Annotated in this window: 16 protein-coding genes; 10 read left to right on the top strand and 6 right to left on the bottom strand. The window is 68.2% G+C overall.

Annotated features, from left to right (window positions below):
* Positions 1-62: 62 nt before the first annotated feature.
* Both DMP23_RS47325 and DMP23_RS47330 read left to right on the top strand, forming a co-directional pair.
* On the top strand, positions 63-1,526 hold the full coding sequence (locus tag DMP23_RS47325; protein ID WP_337825224.1) for a site-specific integrase: 1,464 nt from the start codon (positions 63-65) through the stop codon (positions 1,524-1,526).
* Positions 1,516-3,240 (top strand): hypothetical protein, encoded by a 1,725-nt coding sequence (locus DMP23_RS47330; protein ID WP_337825225.1) that lies wholly within the window; start codon positions 1,516-1,518, stop codon positions 3,238-3,240. The genes DMP23_RS47325 and DMP23_RS47330 overlap by 11 nt, the downstream gene beginning before the upstream one ends.
* Here the strand turns inward: DMP23_RS47330 and DMP23_RS47335 are convergent.
* Both DMP23_RS47335 and DMP23_RS47340 read right to left on the bottom strand, forming a co-directional pair.
* Positions 3,195-3,701 carry a hypothetical protein gene (locus tag DMP23_RS47335; protein ID WP_337825226.1) on the bottom strand — a complete coding sequence of 169 codons (507 nt, stop codon included), beginning with the start codon at positions 3,699-3,701 and terminating at the stop codon, positions 3,195-3,197. The two genes, DMP23_RS47330 and DMP23_RS47335, sit on opposite strands and share 46 nt — an antisense overlap.
* A 105-nt stretch (positions 3,702-3,806) precedes the next feature.
* A complete protein-coding gene (locus DMP23_RS47340) occupies positions 3,807-4,925 on the bottom strand; it encodes a hypothetical protein (RefSeq protein ID WP_337825227.1) in 1,119 nt (372 codons plus the stop codon).
* A gap of 140 nt (positions 4,926-5,065) precedes the next feature.
* Between DMP23_RS47340 and DMP23_RS47345 the strand changes: the two genes are divergently transcribed.
* The gene (locus tag DMP23_RS47345; RefSeq protein ID WP_337825228.1) at positions 5,066-5,410 is read left to right on the top strand and encodes a hypothetical protein; all 345 of its coding nucleotides are present in this window, start codon (positions 5,066-5,068) and stop codon (positions 5,408-5,410) included.
* Positions 5,411-5,596: 186 nt separating this feature from the next.
* On the opposite strand, the gene DMP23_RS47350 is transcribed toward DMP23_RS47345, so the two are convergent.
* Positions 5,597-5,860 (bottom strand): hypothetical protein, encoded by a 264-nt coding sequence (locus DMP23_RS47350; RefSeq protein ID WP_337825229.1) that lies wholly within the window; start codon positions 5,858-5,860, stop codon positions 5,597-5,599.
* Between the two features lie 498 nt (positions 5,861-6,358).
* Between DMP23_RS47350 and DMP23_RS47355 the strand changes: the two genes are divergently transcribed.
* The 5 genes from DMP23_RS47355 to DMP23_RS47375 all read left to right on the top strand — a co-directional run bounded on the left by DMP23_RS47355 (position 6,359) and on the right by DMP23_RS47375 (position 11,633).
* Positions 6,359-7,420: a tyrosine-type recombinase/integrase gene (locus DMP23_RS47355; RefSeq protein WP_337824594.1), complete on the top strand. Its 1,062-nt coding sequence runs from the start codon at positions 6,359-6,361 to the stop codon at positions 7,418-7,420.
* 63 nt (positions 7,421-7,483) lie between these two features.
* Positions 7,484-7,741 (top strand): helix-turn-helix domain-containing protein, encoded by a 258-nt coding sequence (locus DMP23_RS47360; protein WP_337825230.1) that lies wholly within the window; start codon positions 7,484-7,486, stop codon positions 7,739-7,741.
* A 251-nt stretch (positions 7,742-7,992) separates the two neighbouring features.
* The gene (locus DMP23_RS47365; RefSeq protein WP_337824596.1) at positions 7,993-9,006 is read left to right on the top strand and encodes a hypothetical protein; all 1,014 of its coding nucleotides are present in this window, start codon (positions 7,993-7,995) and stop codon (positions 9,004-9,006) included.
* Positions 9,007-10,025: 1,019 nt separating this feature from the next.
* Positions 10,026-11,120 carry a NucA/NucB deoxyribonuclease domain-containing protein gene (locus DMP23_RS47370; protein WP_337825231.1) on the top strand — a complete coding sequence of 365 codons (1,095 nt, stop codon included), beginning with the start codon at positions 10,026-10,028 and terminating at the stop codon, positions 11,118-11,120.
* A 21-nt stretch (positions 11,121-11,141) separates the two neighbouring features.
* Positions 11,142-11,633, top strand: coding sequence for a hypothetical protein (locus DMP23_RS47375; protein ID WP_337825232.1), 492 nt, complete (start codon positions 11,142-11,144; stop codon positions 11,631-11,633).
* Positions 11,634-11,984: 351 nt separating this feature from the next.
* Here DMP23_RS47375 and DMP23_RS47380 read toward each other — a convergent pair whose 3' ends face one another.
* The 3 genes from DMP23_RS47380 to DMP23_RS47390 all read right to left on the bottom strand — a co-directional run bounded on the left by DMP23_RS47380 (position 11,985) and on the right by DMP23_RS47390 (position 13,516).
* Entirely contained in the window at positions 11,985-12,524 is a 540-nt protein-coding gene (locus DMP23_RS47380; protein WP_337825233.1) for a hypothetical protein, read from the bottom strand.
* 216 nt (positions 12,525-12,740) lie between these two features.
* A complete protein-coding gene (locus DMP23_RS47385) occupies positions 12,741-13,082 on the bottom strand; it encodes a hypothetical protein (RefSeq protein ID WP_337825234.1) in 342 nt (113 codons plus the stop codon).
* 5 nt (positions 13,083-13,087) lie between these two features.
* Complete coding sequence (locus DMP23_RS47390) at positions 13,088-13,516, bottom strand: hypothetical protein (RefSeq protein ID WP_337825235.1); 429 nt, start codon at positions 13,514-13,516, stop codon at positions 13,088-13,090.
* 206 nt (positions 13,517-13,722) lie between these two features.
* On the opposite strand from DMP23_RS47390, the gene DMP23_RS47395 reads away from it, so the two are divergent.
* Both DMP23_RS47395 and DMP23_RS47400 read left to right on the top strand, forming a co-directional pair.
* Complete coding sequence (locus DMP23_RS47395) at positions 13,723-14,592, top strand: recombinase family protein (RefSeq protein ID WP_337825236.1); 870 nt, start codon at positions 13,723-13,725, stop codon at positions 14,590-14,592.
* A gap of 33 nt (positions 14,593-14,625) precedes the next feature.
* Positions 14,626-16,152 carry a hypothetical protein gene (locus tag DMP23_RS47400; RefSeq protein ID WP_337825237.1) on the top strand — a complete coding sequence of 509 codons (1,527 nt, stop codon included), beginning with the start codon at positions 14,626-14,628 and terminating at the stop codon, positions 16,150-16,152.
* Positions 16,153-16,177 lie beyond the last annotated feature (25 nt).

A 16,177-nucleotide genomic window follows, 5' to 3' on the forward strand; every position in this document is an offset into this window, starting at 1 on the left:
TGGCTCTGAACTGCGGGGATCGGATTTGTTCAGCGCCGTCCGGGTCTCTATGTTCCGGACCCGTGCGCTTGATCTTCTTCACCCGGGAGGGGTGGCGAGACTGGGATGTCGAGGCCCGGCCGCTGATCCCCGAGGGAATGCCGGTGCTCGTCGACGACGACCTTCTGTTCGCCGACGAGTTCGTCGACCGGCCGACCGTGGCGATGAACCGCTGGCTGTGCGAGTTGCCTACGACCGGTGCGCGGGTCCCGGCGACCTGGGCGAAGTACGGGCGAGCATTGCGGGACTGGGCTGTTTTCCTTGCTGAGCACCAGGTTCCACTGTTCGGATCGCGTGAGCAGTTGAAGGCCGCACTGGGGTTGTACGCGGCGTTCCGGGCGGCGGGGCCGGTGGAGCGTCGCTTCGACGCCACGACCTGGGGCCAGCACGTCAGCATCCTCGCTGGGTTCTATCGGTGGGCGGTCGTGCAGGAACTCGCGCTGGCGGAGCCGTTCAGCTACCGCACGGCCCGAGCCTCGTTCGGGGGCGTCTCCCGGGACATGCGGGTGAATCTGGCGGTCCGCCGGATGCCCAAACCGCACGTGACGATCAAGTATCTCGAGGAGGACTTCGCGCGGCTTCTGCTGTCCGCGCTCGCGGGCCGCCGGCCGGACGGGTCGCCTGATCCCGGCTGCCGCGGCCGCCATCTCGGACGGGACCGAGCGGGCGGGCACCTCGCCCTGGCCACCGGGTTGCGGGCGCAGGAGTTCACCTATCTGCTCTTGCCGGAGATCCCGCCGTTGCCCGCTCGGCGCAGCAGCGTGCCGATCCCGTTCCCGGTGCCGGCCGGAGTGACCAAGGGCAACAAGCCCCGAACCACCTGGATTTCCTACGAGGCCCTGGCCGAGGTCCACCAGTACGCCAGGCTGGAACGGGCGGCCTGCGCCGACGGCGCGCGCTGGACGCCGAAGGGCCGCGCGAGCGGCCTGGTGGTCGAGGAAATGGATCCGCTCGGCGGCCGCGTCAACGGGCGCCGGGTGCGCTGGGCCGCGCTGCGCCCGGCCGAGCGCTGCCGCTTGGTCGCGCCCGCCGGCGGCAGCATGCTGTGGGCCGTGCGCGGCGACGGCGGCCCGTTCACCGCCTGGCCGACGGTGCTCGCCCGCGCCTCACGGCGGATCGCCGACAGGTTCGACCCCCGTTTTCCTCACGTGCATCCTCACCGCCTGCGCCACACCTTCGCGATCGCGACGATGGAGCGCCTTATCGCAGGCCACTACGTCCGGGCCGCACAGATCATGGCCGGGGCGGGCGTCGACCCGGCTCTGCTGCTCTACCTGGCCCAGGCCGACCCGCTGATGGTGCTGCGGGATTTGCTCGGCCATTCCTCCACGGTCACCACCGAGAAGTACTTACGGCGGCTGGACACCGAGCGGATCTTCCGCGAGCTGACCGAGCACACCCTGGACGCCGGCCAGGACGCGGCCGCCGAGCTGGAGGTCGACGAAGAGTTCGCCGACGTCGAGGAGGCAGGCGTTCATGCCCGCTGAGGTGACCGAGAACCCGCCGACCATCTCGTGCGTGTTCAGCCGCGGTGCTGCCGCGGCGGTCGCGGCGGAGTCCGGGGTCAACGACGTCCTCGCGGCGCAGCTGCTGCGCGGGCTGGCCGATCTGGTCCACCCGCACGGACCGCTCGACACCGTCTCGACCGTGAGGCACTACGTCCACGCGTGCCAGTCGCTGGTGCGGGAGGTGACGGCCGCCGGGCACCGCGGCGGGGCCGAGCGCCTCACCCGCGGTCGGCTGGCGGAATTCTGGTGGTCGTGCGGGCACCGCGTCGAGGCGAACAGCCGACGGGTGCTCGCGGCGCTGGACGACTCGACCGGGCTGTTGAGCGGGCAGGTGCGAGCACTGGTCCAGGGCAGAGTGTTCAACCCCGCGCCGAGCACCAACCCCTTGCCGCCCTACACGGAAAACGAATGGGCGATGCTGCGGCGGACCTGCCGCGAGATCGTGCGCGAGGCTTTCGCCGAGCATCGCCGTGCGCTGGCCGCGGCCGACGCCGCAGCCGCCCCGGCCGCGGCGGGATGGAGCTACGCCGACGTCTGCCGCCGCTTGGCCGGGTCGGGGCCGCGGTCGGCGGTGGACCTGCACAGCGAGGACGGCCACCCGCCCAAGTGCAGCGGAGCGGACCTGGAACGGGTCAACCGGGCGCTGTTCCCGGCCACCGACACGGTCATCGCCTACGTGCTGTTGTTCACCACGGAAACAGGAATCGTGCCCGACGGCATCACCGGCCTGCGTGTGTCCGATGTGGACTGGGCGGGCGGCGAGGTCAGCGTCGTGACTTACCACAAGGGCCGCGCCAGCACGGAAAGCATCACGCTGACCCGCCGGGCTTCGACCCTGCTGCGGCAGTGGCTGCGGCATTCCGCGCTCAGCCGCCGTTTCGCGCCCGAGGATCGGCGCGACGGAATGTGGCTGCGGCACAACGCTCACGGCGGCCGGCGAAAGTGGTTCAACGGGCGGCTGGGGACGGAGTCGTTCGCGCACTGGGCTCTGCGGCGCGAACTGGTGACCGACGACGGCGACCCGCTCCGGCTGAACCGGCAACGCTTGCGCACGACCTTCGAGGTGCTGCGCAACCGGCGGGCGTGGATCGGCAGCCCCCGCGCCATGGTCGACCCCAACCACACCCCGCAGGTGGAGGGCGACCGCTACCTGTCCGTCTCGACCGAGCAGCAGCGCGCGCTGCTCGACGGCGTGATCGCGGAGGCACAGGGCGATCTGTTGCGCCGGGCCGAAGCGCCGCGGGTGCTGGACGCCGACCAGCTCGCCGCCGCGGCCGCGGGCCTCCCCGATGCCGTCGCCCAGGCTGACGGCGGGCGACCGCTGCCCGCCGGGCTGGTGGACGGAACCACGGACGCTTTCGCCGCAGCCTGCATCGACCCGCTGGCCGGTGCGCACGGCCCGGCCGGAGAGCCGTGCCCGGCTCGGCCGTGGGTGTGCCTGCTGTGCCCGCTGGCGATCTTCGCTCCCCGGCACGCCGCGAACCTGCTGAGGCTGCGCGCCTATTTCGCCCGCCAGTGGCAGGAGATGCCCGGCGCGGAGTTCGCGCCGGTGTTCGGCCCTTACGCCCGCCGCGTCGACGACGTCATCGAGCAGCTGCGGCAGCTGGCGCCGGCGGAGTTGGCCGCAGCCGCCAGGACCGTGACCGATCAGGACGCCGAACTGCCCTTGCGGCCGGAGGAACGCACCTCGTGAGCATCACATCCCCGGTCGGCGGCGCGCCCCGGCCCGCCGTCGACCGGTCGCCGTTCGAGGGACTGGACCTGTGCGCCACGCTCGGCCTCGCCGTCGACGACGGCGCGCGCGGTCCGGTCTTCGACGAGGACGTGTGGGACTTCAGCCCCGTGGTCGGCCTGCCCGCGTACCTCCGGCCTGTCGCGCGGCGGCTGGATTTCACCGCCATCCGCAATCCGGCCTGGCGGATCGTGGCCAAGGAGTACGCGGTCGCGCTGCTCGCGCCGCACCTGGACCAGGTCCGCGAACTGCCCGGGGCCTACCGGACGCCGCGAGGAATCCAGACCTGCGTCGGACGGCACGTCGAGCTGGTGCACTGGCTCAACTGGCTGACCGAGCAGCAAGTCGCCAGCCTTCAGCACGTCACCGCCGAGATGTGCGAGCGTTTCGCCGCGGAGCGCGGCGAGATCCGCGACGAACACGGCGCGGTCGTGGCCGTGTCGACCGGAGCCCTCCACAACGCGGTCAGCGCCGTCTCCGGGCTGGCCCTCTACCGGGAGCTGTTCGCCCCCGACCACCGCTATCCCTCAGCGCTGCGCCCCTTCGGCGGTGCCACCGCGGCGCAGGTCTCGGGCAAGCGCACCGACTACACGAACAGAACTCCGGTGGTGCAGGAAGAGGTTCTTCAGCCGTTGCTGACCGCCGCTTTGTACGTCAGCACCACCCTGGCCGGGCCGATCGCGCAGTTCGCCCGCGAGCGCGTTCCGAGCCCGCGGCGGCCTCAGCGGCGGACCGTCGACGCGGCGCGGTTGCGCGCCGTCATCGCCGGCCGCGCCGAGCGCAACGAACCGCTGGAGCTGCTGCATCCTTCCGAGGTTCGCAAGCGGCTCGACAAGCAGCCGTGGCGCGCTGACGACCCGCTGATTCATGTCAACCTGGCCGAGCTGGCCCACGAGGTCGACGTCGACTGGATGCCTCTGACCTGGCTCGACCGGCTCCGCCCGGAGCTGGAAGCCGCGGTGAACGCGGTCGGCCTCGTGCCGCCGCTGGCGCGCAACGCCGAGGTCGTCGAGCGCGCGGACGGCACCGGCAGCCTGCCCTGGACCGAGCCGCTGTTCTTCTACCAGGCCGCAGGAATCCCCGAACTGCTGCGCTTCGCCTGCCTCGTCGTGACGGCCGCGGTGTCCGGGATGCGACGCAGCGAACTCGTCGAACTGCTCCCGGGCTGCCGGATGCCGGTCGAGGAACCCTTCCCCGGCCTGCGGCGCTACCGGGTGGCCGGGACCTTGATCAAAGGCCAGCCCGTGGGCGGGACGCGGGAGCAGTGGGTCGTCACCGAGCACGTCCACACCGCGATCGCAGCTGTCGAACAACTGGGCGAGGACGGCCCGCTGTTCCCGAACATGGTCTTCGACAAGAAGTACGCCGCCTTCCGAACCTGGGGCAACGGGCCCCGCGGCCAGCGCCTCGGGCTCGCCCCGATTCCCGACGGCCCGGTGAACCTGCGCATGCTGCGCCGGACGCTGGCGGTGGCGCTGGCCTACCGGCCGCACGGCGTCCTCGCGGCCAAGATCCAGCTCAAGCACGTCTCGGTCGCCACCACCGAGGGATACGCGGGCAGCCCCGGCGGGGCGCAGGCCCGTTTCCTGGCCGACGTGGCCCGTGAAGAGGAACAGCGGACCCTGGAACTGCTCACCCGCGAACACGAGCGATACCGAGCAGGCGCCCGCCCCGCAGGACCGGGAGCACGAGGACTCGCTAATTTCTTCGCCGCGCTGGACACCGCCCGAAGCCGCCCTCGGGAACGCCGGCGAACGTCATCGACAACGACCAGCGCGTCCGCGCGATGCTGGCCCGGCGCGCGAAGACGCTGCACCTCGGAGCCGCGAACTACTGCTGGTTCAGCGACCCCGCGCAGGCCCTGTGCCTCAAGACCGCCGGCACCCCGCAGGCCGAACAGCCGGTGCTCGGGCTCTGCGAAGCGACCCGCTGCCCGCAATCGACCTTCCACCCCGTCCACCGGGCCATCTGGCAGGACGCCGCCGAACAGCACGAGCGCTTCCTCTCCGACCTGCCCCGCAGCCGCACCGTCGAACGCCGCCGCCTGGAGCAGGAACTGCTGCGCGTCAAGGAAGTCCTCTCCCGCATCGACGAGGCGAACCCGGAAGGCATCGCGGCATGGGACGACTGACCGAGCAGCAACGCGCCCGCAACGAGGCGGCGATCCGCGCCGCGATGGAACGCCTGCTGAGCGGAACCCTGCCCGCCGGCGGCCGCTGCGACCTCAACACGCTCGCGCGGGAAGCCGGTGTCCCGCGCACCGGCTTCTATCCCAAAGGAAACCGGCGCGGGACCTACCAGGATCTCTCCGAGGAATTCATCCGCCGACGCGACCAACAGCTCGCCAAACCAACACCGCGCCGACCCTCGCGACGCCCAGATCTCCCGGCTCACCACGGAGAACAGACACCTCCGCGACCGCCTTGCCGACCAAGCTAGCGACCTGGACGAGCTGCGGCAGTTCCGAGACCTCGCAATCAGCCGCCTTGCCGCGCAGCACAACGAAATCCGAAGCCTGCGCGCGGCCGTCGAAGCCGGAGACTCCCTCGGCCGACTCCGGCCAGCACCCCGTCCTCCGCATGGGTGAACCACATCCCCCGATGACCGGGGCCGCAACGAGACACCGGGCAAGGAGGAATGCGCCACCGCTGTTATCCCGCTCGCTTCGCCGGAACGAACCCGCCGGGCTGCAACGATCGCCAGCGCCGCGGCCACGGCATCCGGCAGGGCGTCGACCACCGGGATTCCCAACCGAAGGGCATGCCAGATCAGGTAGCGGTTCCGTTCGGGATTGCCCTGCCGTTAAGGACGGTGTCATAAGCCGCCATCTTGAACGAGCCCGCTGGTCAGTGGCCCCTGCGGGCGACAGGCCTCTACGGCAGCGCAACAGTCGATGGGTTCGTGAGTTCGGTCAGCGCTGTCGGCTGCATTGATCGTGCCTGGACCAGGGCTTGTGGGCATGGTCGGCTGTTCTCGACCCCAATTGAATCTGTGTCATCCAGAGTGACATGATCGCCTCTTCAATGAGTGATCTTCACTGAGGATGAAGGCGAGGGGTGTGGGGTTGGCACTGGCTGTGGTGCGTGACCTACGTGATCTGCGTGCGCCGGAAACTCCGGAGGACCTCGCCGACTTCGAGACGGACGTGCTGGCCGGGTTCGTGCTGGCACGTGCGTCAGCCGGGTTGGTGGACAGCACGATCCGCAACGACACCAACCACCTGGAGCTGATCAGGGACTGGTTCGGCCGTCCGCTGTGGGAAATGCAGCCTCCGGACGCCGATGTCTACTTCGGCAAAGAACTGCGCGACGCGAGGCCGTCGACGCGGACCGGCCGCGCCGGGGCGCTGGCGGTGTACTTCGAGTACCTCGAATTGCGCCACAAGGTCGAACTGCACAACCTCACCGGCCGGGTTGTCGAGTGTCCGCTCGACGAGATGAACCGGCCTCGCCAGTCGGTCGAGCCGCAGTTGCGGATCCCGCCCACCGAGGCCGAGATCGAGCAGCTGTTCTCCGGATGGCGCCAGGAATTGGTCACCTGCCGCAAGTTCTCGCCGATGGCCCGCAACTACGCGGTCGCTCGCCTCGCGGCCGATGTGGGCGTGCGGATCAACGAGGCCCGGATGCTCGACCTGGACGACGTCCGGTGGGAGCTGGGCCGGTACGGCAAGCTCAACGTCCGGCACGGCAAAGGCTCGCGCCGCAAAGGCCCGAAACCACGCCTCGTGCCGTTGATCAACGGTGCGGACCGCAATCTGCACTGGTTCATCGAGGACATCTGGGGCCAGTTCGGCGACGATCACACGCGTCAGGGCGCCCCGTTGTTCCCCTCCGAACGCAAGAACCAGGACGGCTCCTGCTCACGAGCGACCGCCGATGTGTTCCGGCGAGCGCTGACCGCGGCCACCGCCGCACACCTGCCGACCTGGGCGGGGAAGCTCACGCCCCATGTCCTGAGGCACTTTTGCGCCAGCCAGCTCTATCTCGGGGGCATGAGCCTGTTCGCCATCCAGGAGCTGCTCGGTCACGCCTGGACCGGCACCACGGCCCGGTACATCCACGTTCACGGCAGTCACGTCGAAGACGCATGGATCACCGGGCAGCAACGCGCCGCCGACCGATGGAAGGGACTTGCACGATGAAGTGGAATCTGCGCCTGGCCGCAGCTAATCGCGGGCATCTGGAAGGCCAGCGAGTTCCAGCGGATGCTCGCCGACCGAGGCCTGGTGATCAGCGCAGGCAAGATGTCCGGGCTGTGGTCGGGCACGCCGAACGTCGTCAAGCTCGACGAGCTGGACGTCATGTGCGCGGTGCTTGGCTGCGGGGTGGAGGAACTGCTGCTGCCCGAGCCGGGCAAGGTGTCGCAGCCAGATGCCACCACGGACGAGACCACCGCCGTGGTGGGCGAGGCTCGTGCCGTCACGCCGCGTCGCCGCGCTGGGAGATCCCTTCCGCCGCGGTGAAATGTGTCCACTGTGGAACGCCGCTTCCTGCTGGGAGTCGCCGGGATCGTGCTTACTGCGACAACAGATGCCGAGGGTTGGCGTCGTACTACCGCCGCAAGGACGGCGTCCCGACGCCGTCGCGGTGGCAGCATCCGGCACTGAGATCGAGCGATTCGGTGGTGCGGGCCGCTGCGGTCCAGGCCGAGCAACTCGGTGCCGCCCACGGCTGGGACCGCTCGACAACACGGCAGGTTCTGGACGGCCTAGTCGTGCTGCTCGACGGCCGGCCCGTCGACGACAGAGTCCTCGTGACCGAGATCCGCGAACGTCGGCTGCGCAACTCCCGCCGGATCGCCGAGGCCCTCGCCAAGCTCGATCTCCTCCAGGACGACACCACACCCGCGATCCGGCGATGGATCGAGCGCTGTGTCGGCGAGCTGCCGGCCGGCTTCGCTGCCCCGGTCCGGGCCTGGCTGCTGGTCCTGTTGGAGGGAGACGCCCGGACCCGGAGCCGATCACAGCCGACCGTCTACCGGTACTTCGGCGCCCTCCGGCCGACCCTCAACCGCTGGGCAACGAAGTACGACCACCTCCGCGAAGTGACCGTCGCCGACGTCAACGAGGTACTGGACCCGCTGCGCGGCCACCAGCGGCGCACCGCGGTCCCTGCGCTACGGTCTCTGTTTCTCTACGCCAAGAAGCGCGGCCTCGTCTTCACCAATCCCACGACCCGGCTTAAGGCCAGCCGCGTCGACTTGAGCCTGCAGTCGATGACCGACACCGAGATCCGCGCCGTCGAGAAGCTCGCCGACGATCCAGCGCAACGGCTGATCATCGCCCTGGCCGCCATCCACGCCGCCCGAACCGGCGCGATCAGGCGACTCACACTCGACGACCTCGACATCCCGAACCGACGGATCACCATCGGCGGACACCGACGCCGGCTCGACGAGCTGACCCACAAAGCGCTGCAGGCATGGCTCGATCATCGCCGCACCACCTGGCCGCGCACCCCGAACCGGCACGTGCTGATCGCCGGTCGGACCGCACTCGGCACCGAGCCCGTCAGCCACGTCCATCTCACCAACCGTCTGAGCCAACACGGGTTCACCATCGACCGCATCCGCAGCGACCGGATCCTTCACGAAGCACTGGCCTCCGGTGCGGATCCGCTGCACCTGGCGCTAGTTTTCAACTTGTCCCACGCCACCGCCAGCCGATACACCGTGCTCGCCGAGCATCTGCTTGACAACCAGCTCGAGCGCGGCACCGAACAGCAGTAACCGCTACGCTCACAGCCACGAACCCACCGGGATTCCCCGCTTCGGCGGCGGCGAGGCCGTCAGTTCCCGACGAAGCGCGTTCACTCGCGCTGAACTCACCGGGGAACGGAGACTCCTGGAGCTGATCCGAGCCGCAAAGTAGGGACTAGCTGCTGGTCCGGTGGCCGGGCAGGTGAAGGTCGGCCCGGCGGGGTTCGCGGAGTACCAGTTCACGGGCTGGACGATCGAGCACCACCGACCGCACGCTGCGATCCGCGGCTCACACCCGTGTCGTGCCGGACTGCCTACCAGCCGCGCTGGTCAAGAACGGCGTGCGTTTCCGGCCCCCGCTCGTCCCCTGGTCCAGCAGTGGGTGATCTCGCCCAACTGGACAATGGGGCATCCCTCGCGGGGTGTGCGTCGACAACCCGGGCGAGGTGTGGGAGTCGCCGAAACGACGCAGTCCCGGTTCATCCTTGAAGCCTCCCCTTTTCGGGTGCGTCCGGTTGGGGGTGATTGCGGCGAGGGGGATGCCGAGCGGGCTCGGGACAGGGGATGATCGCGGTGATCGTTCGGGCACGCCCCGCTTCTCCCGCAGGAGGGTTGAGCAGGAAAGGGTTTCGGTGCACGACAGACGGGGCGCGCGGCTCGGTTGAACTGGGCGGAGTTGGCCAACTCGGCGAAGTTAGTGAATCCGATGCCTTTCGGGCCGCAGATTTTTGATGCCTTGGGCGCTGCTGATTCATGCACGAGCCGTACTTATTTTCCGTCCGAATCCGAGAGCGTATTCTTGCGCTATTCGCGCAAGTCTCAATGGTTTCACCAGTCAGAGTGGAGGCGTTTTTTTCATGCGAAGATGTCACGTGGCATTCTCGTCTATTTTGTGCGCAGCGTTGCTTGTGGGCCTTGCGACGGCTTCGCCAGTGAATGCAGCTCCGTCGCGGACGTCGCAGGGCACGGTTTCGCCGCCGGGTTCAGTCGAGGCCCAGAAGCAGGACTGCGCTCGGCGTGCGGGCGGCCGGGCGCGCTACACGTGCACAGTGGTTGAACGTGACTCCTCCGGCGGGAAGCGCGGGCTGCCTGCGCAATCGGAACTCGGCAGGCGACAGTCGCTGAAGGAACCCGGCGCGCCGAAAGCCGCGAAACAAGGTCGCGCTGCCGTAGGCGGCAGTTCGCTCGACCCGGCTTGCGCCGACGGCTATTACAATCCGAACAGGTTCACCTCGTGCTCCGATGACGGATGGACCGTGACGCAGCGGGAGACGGTCAACGGGGTGACCAGCGTGACCGGTTCCCTGAGCTTCTCGGCCAGGACCTCGGCGTCCTTCGCCGAGGGGTCGGGGGCGACTCCCTCGTGGGATCTGGACGTGGAAATCACAGTCGGCGCAGCATCGGGCACGTTGGCCAACGGCTTGAACGGAAACATGTACTCCGGGTGTCGGAACAACGCATCCGTCTGCTCGACTTCGCAATTGGCTGGCTCGAACGGAGAATACGAACCCGTCAGCCTCACCCGGGGGAAGACGGTGAAAAAATGGTATACGCAGTACTCTGCGGGCATGGACCAAGGCGCTGTTATCTCCTTGGACAAGTCTCTGGGCTACGGTCTCATCCTGTATCCCGTCGGCAACCCTGTGCAAATAGATGACTTCAAGAGCAATCAAATGTACGGTCGCTGCGACCACCGGCCGAACAGATACGGCGCTGGTTGCGTCGACTACAGCCTGCCCGGATACGTCAACTACAACAGCGTCGACAACCCCGACGTCGGCCCCGTCGCGCAGCACGTCTACGACGCCATCAGGACTCTGCCGAGCCATTGGGGACGACCTGGTCCTGGTTCGTCCACTCTGAACCGGCAGACGAACGCAGCCAAGATCGCCGACAACCGCAGAATCGCGTGCGGCTCCGTTGCGACCGGTCCGGGCGAAAGCTGCGACGAATACCCGATGGCGTCGACCTACCAGGGCGGCGACGGAGCTGCGCCCAACGACCGTTCCACCAAGATCGTGCCGCAAAACGCCAACGACATCCAAGGCGGCCTCACCAGCGCGTACTACGACTACTACCGTATTATCGACTTCGATGATTTTTACGTGCAGGCCGTGCTCCCCAATGGGTCCACCGCCTGGTAGGCCGATGGCACGGGGAGCAGCGTGAGCGCGGACGACGTGGTGGTACTGGCCGTCGAGGCCCAGGACGGCCAGTACCACCTCCGCTCGAAGCCTGAAATGGACAACCCGTGGCCGGGCAGCCCGGACGGCCTGCTGACGGGCGAAGCCGGCTGGATTGCCGTGCTCACCGGCACGGAATTCGGATCCGTCCCGGCGACCTTCCGAGTGCATCCCCACGCTCCGCCTTTGAACGACCACGACTGGGACATGGCAGTCGAACGCACCCTCGACTGCCCCGACGGCGAAATTACCGTCGCCTCTCTCTACAGCAGCGATTCCCGAACGGTTCGCGTCCCAGCCGGCTTCGTCCGGCTTCGCGTATCGGTGCGTAACCGCGGCAGCGCGTCGGTGACGCCAGCTCAGGCGCCGGAACAGCCGGAAGCCCACCTCATCGATGCATGGTCGGTACCCGAGTGGCAACCGTCCAGAGTCGTCGCAGGCCCTGACGAGACCGCTCAATACCGGATCTCATAACCGAATCGCACCAGGGCCCGTCATCCCTCGCGCGTCACCTGACGGATCACACGCCAACCCGAGCATCGCCAGCGTCCGGGGATTCCGGTAGCAACGGGGAAATTTTGGCGGATTACCTGGTCGTGTCCTCGTGGCCGCGAGCCAACCGCGCTTCCGTTCCCGCTTCGACCCCGTATGCGCCGCTTCCTCCGGGGTTGAGTAGCAGCGGTACAGCCGTTGGCGCTAAGCCAAGATCCGCAGGTCAGCGGCGGTTCACTCGGACGGCATCACGGTGTCGATCTCGCGGGCCAGCCGCTGCACGATCTCGCTCCAGCTCTGCCCGGCCGCCTCGGCCAGCCAGGTGATCAGGAACTACTCCACCAGCACGTGCACCCCGACCTGGCGACGGCGGATCTCGTTCATCCACTCCTTCTGGCTCTGCTCGATGGCGCGGACGTCGACGGCCGGCAGCGGAGTCCGGACCTCGACGGCATAGGTGACGGGCTGGTTGACCTTCTCGATCAGCGCGGTCGTCTCCTCCGGGCCGCGGCCCTCGCCGACCAGGGTCAGCACGCGGATCCAGTCATCGATCAGCTTGCGCGACTCGATGGCGGGCAACTTCCGCTCACCGGCTTCCCGATCGCGTTCCTCGTCGGCGCGTGCCTGCTCGAGATGTGTGCGCAGCCGGCCCGCCATCGTCGTCGCGACGCCGTTGAAGATGTGCTCGGTGCCGGCCGAGTAGTCGTCGGTGGCGCGCCGGGTGGCGAGCACGTGCAGAACGTCGGCCAGCGCCCGGGCCTCGCTGGGGCTCATGGGAACGTGGATCTGGCCGTCCGGGTGGTGGATCGCATTCGCGAGGTGCACAGCGAAGTCGCGCCGTTCCTCCGGTGTCAGGTCGGGTTCGGTGGTCAAGAGTTGTTCTCCCTGGTCAGTGGTCGCGCGGGGTGATGGGGTGACGGGCCTGTTCGTCGACGTCATAGCGGCGCCAGCCGTGTCCGCCGTAGGGCAGCAACCGCAGCCGGCCGGAGCGGGGCGGTATGGTCGATCCAGGTCAGCCCGGTGTCCGGGTCGGTGCGGCGGGTGCCGTCGTGGTGGAAGCGGACCTTGAACGGGCGGCGGTCGGCCATGTCAGCGGTTCCCGTCGGCGAGGGCCCGCCGGATCAGGGTGTACAGCGTGTCCTTCTTCTCGTGTCGGTTTCCCGTTGGGGGGCACCGGTTGTGCCACGGGCGGGCGGCGCTGGTCCGCCCGGTTTGGCAGGCGGTGCGGGGCGGGAGCCGGAACGGGCCGGGGTACTGGACGCCGCAGCGGACGCAGTGCGCGTAGTACAGCCGCGCCAGCGGGCCCGGGGTGGCCGACGCCAGCACGGTTTCGCTGGTCCTGTCGTCGCGGGTGACGGCGAGCTCGGGCCAGGCCGGGGTGCAGGCGCAGCCCGCGGCGATCGCCGCGGCGGTGATCTCGTCCTCGGTCACGGCACTCACTCCCCGGTCTCGTCGGTGCGGAAGCGCGGCTGCCGGCCGATCCGGCGAGCGACCTCGGCGACCTCGGCGACGGTGTAGGAGCTGCGGGTGCCCGAGATCGACATCCCGGTCGCCTCGGCCAGCTGCTTGAGCTGATAGGGATGCGGCTTGATGAACTCTCGCCCGTAGGCGACCAGCGTCCGCATCCGCTTTTCCGCGGCGCGCATTTCCTGGTGCGCGGCGTGGATCTCGGCCAGCAGCGGGTCCCAGTCGCCCTCCTCGTGCTCTTCGTGCATCCGCAGCTCCCGCTCGTAGGCGTCCCGGTCCCGGGTGACCTCGCTGCACCAGTCGCTGTAGATGTCCTCGTCCCCTTCGGGCATTTCGTCCGCCCGGGGCAGCGGGTGCCGGATGTCGACCAGATCGTCAATCATGTCACGCTTCGCCATGTGTTTCAGTATGCAACTCATGTTGCGAACTTCGCAATGGGATTCCCTCGAAGGAACTTGATGCGACAGAGCTGCCCATCACGGTGTTTCATAGGCGACCACCCATGAAACACCCCGACCAGTGGGGCCAGTTCAGGGCGGACTTTGTTTCATGGAACGTTTCATACGACTGGACTTGTGAAACGCCCCTATGAAACGATCTGGGGGTGAGCGACGACGATTTCCTCCGGGTCGAGGCCTTCGACTGCCCGATGTCGACCTGCGCCGCCCCTGCGGGGTCGCCGTGCCGGACGGGCAGGGGCAAGGTGGCGATCCAGTACCACACCGCCCGGTTTCGGCTGGTGCCGTCGCTGGCCAAAGCGCTCGCCGTGGCGACGCCGGCACTGCGCAAGCCGGGTTCGGCTTGGGTCGAGCTGCCGCGGCGCGCGACTGCCAGTGCCGAGCCGGCCGGGCACGTGCGGATCGGCTACGCCCGCGCCTCCACTGTGCGCCAGTCGCTGGACACCCAGCTCGACTCCCTCGCCGAGGCCGGCGTCACGCGCGTGTTCTCGGAGAAGATCTCCACCCGCGTCCTGCGCCGCCCGGAGCTGGAGAAGGCGATCGCCCTCGCCCGCGAGATCCGCGCCTCCGGCGTCGCGGTCACCCTCGTCGTGCACGAACACAAACGGCTCGGCCGCGGCATCGAACTGGCCGCCCTCGCCGAAAACCTCCGCGCCGCCGACATCGGCCTGGAATTCCTCACCGGCGACCTGCACGGCTCCCACGACCCGACCGGGATCGTGTTCACCGTTCTGGCCGCGATGTCCGGCATGGACCGCGAATACATCCGCGACCGCACCCTCGAAGGACACGAATCCGCCCGCGCCCGCGGCAAGACCATCGGCGGCGCCGCCGTCACCGACGAAGCCATGCTCTCCCACGCCCTGCACCTGCGCGACCAGCAAGGCATGAGCCTGCGCGACATCGCCGCACGCCTGGTCATCACCACCGGCAAAAAGAAAGGCCAGCACCCCTCCCCGGCCACCGTCCTGCGCATGCTGCGCGACCACGACCATCACGCCGCGCTGGAGGCTTGAGATGTCGCCAACGGACGTGAAACTTGCCCTGCGGTGGAACGCATCGCACCACAGAGGGACCGCTGCGTCGCACGTATTCGCCAACCGCGCCCAGGCGGCGGTTTCGGCTGGCAAGACGGTGGCGCATTGAACAGGAATCCGCTGCTGCCCGTCGGGGAGTATCCGCTCGAGTGGCGTCTCGCAGACGGTTCTTCGGTGTCGGGCATCCTCGCCCTGGCCGGTGCGCAGAACGTCACCGGCATGGCCTATGACCTGCCGGCGGAGCCGCCGTCAGCGGACGTTGCGGCGAAGACCAACTCGTACTGGACGGTGTGGGAACCGAGCGAAAAACCCTACGGAGCGGTTCGCGGAGAACTGCGCAACAACCTCGATGCCGCGCTCCCCGGTGCCTACGTCTCCCACCAAGCGCCCGGGCAGTCGGTGCTGTTCGCCGAACTCGCGGTGGTCGGGCCGAGACTGAGAGAGAACACCGAGCTCATCTTCGACGAGATCACCTTCCAGGCTGACGGCCTCACCGAACTGTCCGGCGTGGCGCCGCTCAAGGACTACAACGTCCCGCTGCGGCTCGTTGACGACGCTCCCTACGGTGCAGCCTGGAATGACGCCTCGACTCGAGAATGGACGAGCCCGGACGGGGACCGCGTCCGGATGCATTACCTCGCTTCGTTCGCGCCCCCGCAGGGTTACAAACTGTCGTTCACCACAGCACCGGTCATCACGGTCTCCGGCCGGCCGCAGCCCATCGACGAATGGATGAGCACGTACATCCGCCCATGCGCTGAACTCGCAGGCTTCGCTACGAACAGGCCCCAGGCGATCACTTTCGTCAGCGTGAAACGCGAAGGGGCGGGGGCGGCGTCGGTCTACGGCCGCGAGGTGACCCAGCAGCGATTCGACGCTGAGCTGTCACGACCAGGGACGATGCCGACGCTCGTTCACTGCGGGCCTGGCGGCCTGTCGCTCCCCGACCTGGTCAGCAGGTGGTCCTTCATGAAGGAGGAGTACCCGGTTTTCCTCGACTATCTCGCATCCATTCCAGTCGAAGGGCTGCCAATCACCGCAAGATTCACCGCGCTAATGGCCTCGCTGGAAAGCTTCCACACCATCAAATACGGTGCCGGGCCCGTGAGCAGAAACGTCTTCTCCCGGGAGAAGAACAGGGCAATGAGGGAAATCCGGAACTCCTGTGACGTCTCGAAGGAGAGCTACGCCTGGCTCCGGCGCTGGGGCAACTTCTTCGGAACGTACGAACTGCGCGAGCGCCTCAGTGCCCTGAACGAGGGCCTGCCTCAGGTGCTTCGGGACCTTGTCGACGCCTCTACCGACCCCATCCCGCGACTGCTTTCCGACGTGGTCAAGGAACCGCAGGACATCTGGCAGATCGCCGGAAAGGCCCGCAACAACCTCGCCCACGGCAACACGCCCCAAACGAGCGAACAACTTACCTTTTTGACTCGGCTCGGCAACACCATCGCGGTCGGACACGCCCTCAGCCTCCTCGAAGCTCCGGCAGATCCATTTGTGACAGCGATCAAACGAGGAGATTGGCGGCTGGAATAGCAATCCCATCGCATCAGCGGGACGC

This window comes from Amycolatopsis sp. A1MSW2902 (assembly GCF_017312175.1).
Lineage (GTDB): Bacteria > Actinomycetota > Actinomycetes > Mycobacteriales > Pseudonocardiaceae > Amycolatopsis > Amycolatopsis nivea.

Coding starts and splice junctions, on each gene's coding strand:
- DMP23_RS47345 (WP_337825228.1), top strand. CDS start 5,066: ATGCTGGCCCGGCGCGCGAAGACGCTGCACCTCGGAGCCGCGAACTAC.
- DMP23_RS47330 (WP_337825225.1), top strand. CDS start 1,516: ATGCCCGCTGAGGTGACCGAGAACCCGCCGACCATCTCGTGCGTGTTC.
- DMP23_RS47350 (WP_337825229.1), bottom strand. CDS start 5,860: ATGCGGAGGACGGGGTGCTGGCCGGAGTCGGCCGAGGGAGTCTCCGGC.
- DMP23_RS47360 (WP_337825230.1), top strand. CDS start 7,484: ATGCTCGCCGACCGAGGCCTGGTGATCAGCGCAGGCAAGATGTCCGGG.
- DMP23_RS47390 (WP_337825235.1), bottom strand. CDS start 13,516: ATGGCGAAGCGTGACATGATTGACGATCTGGTCGACATCCGGCACCCG.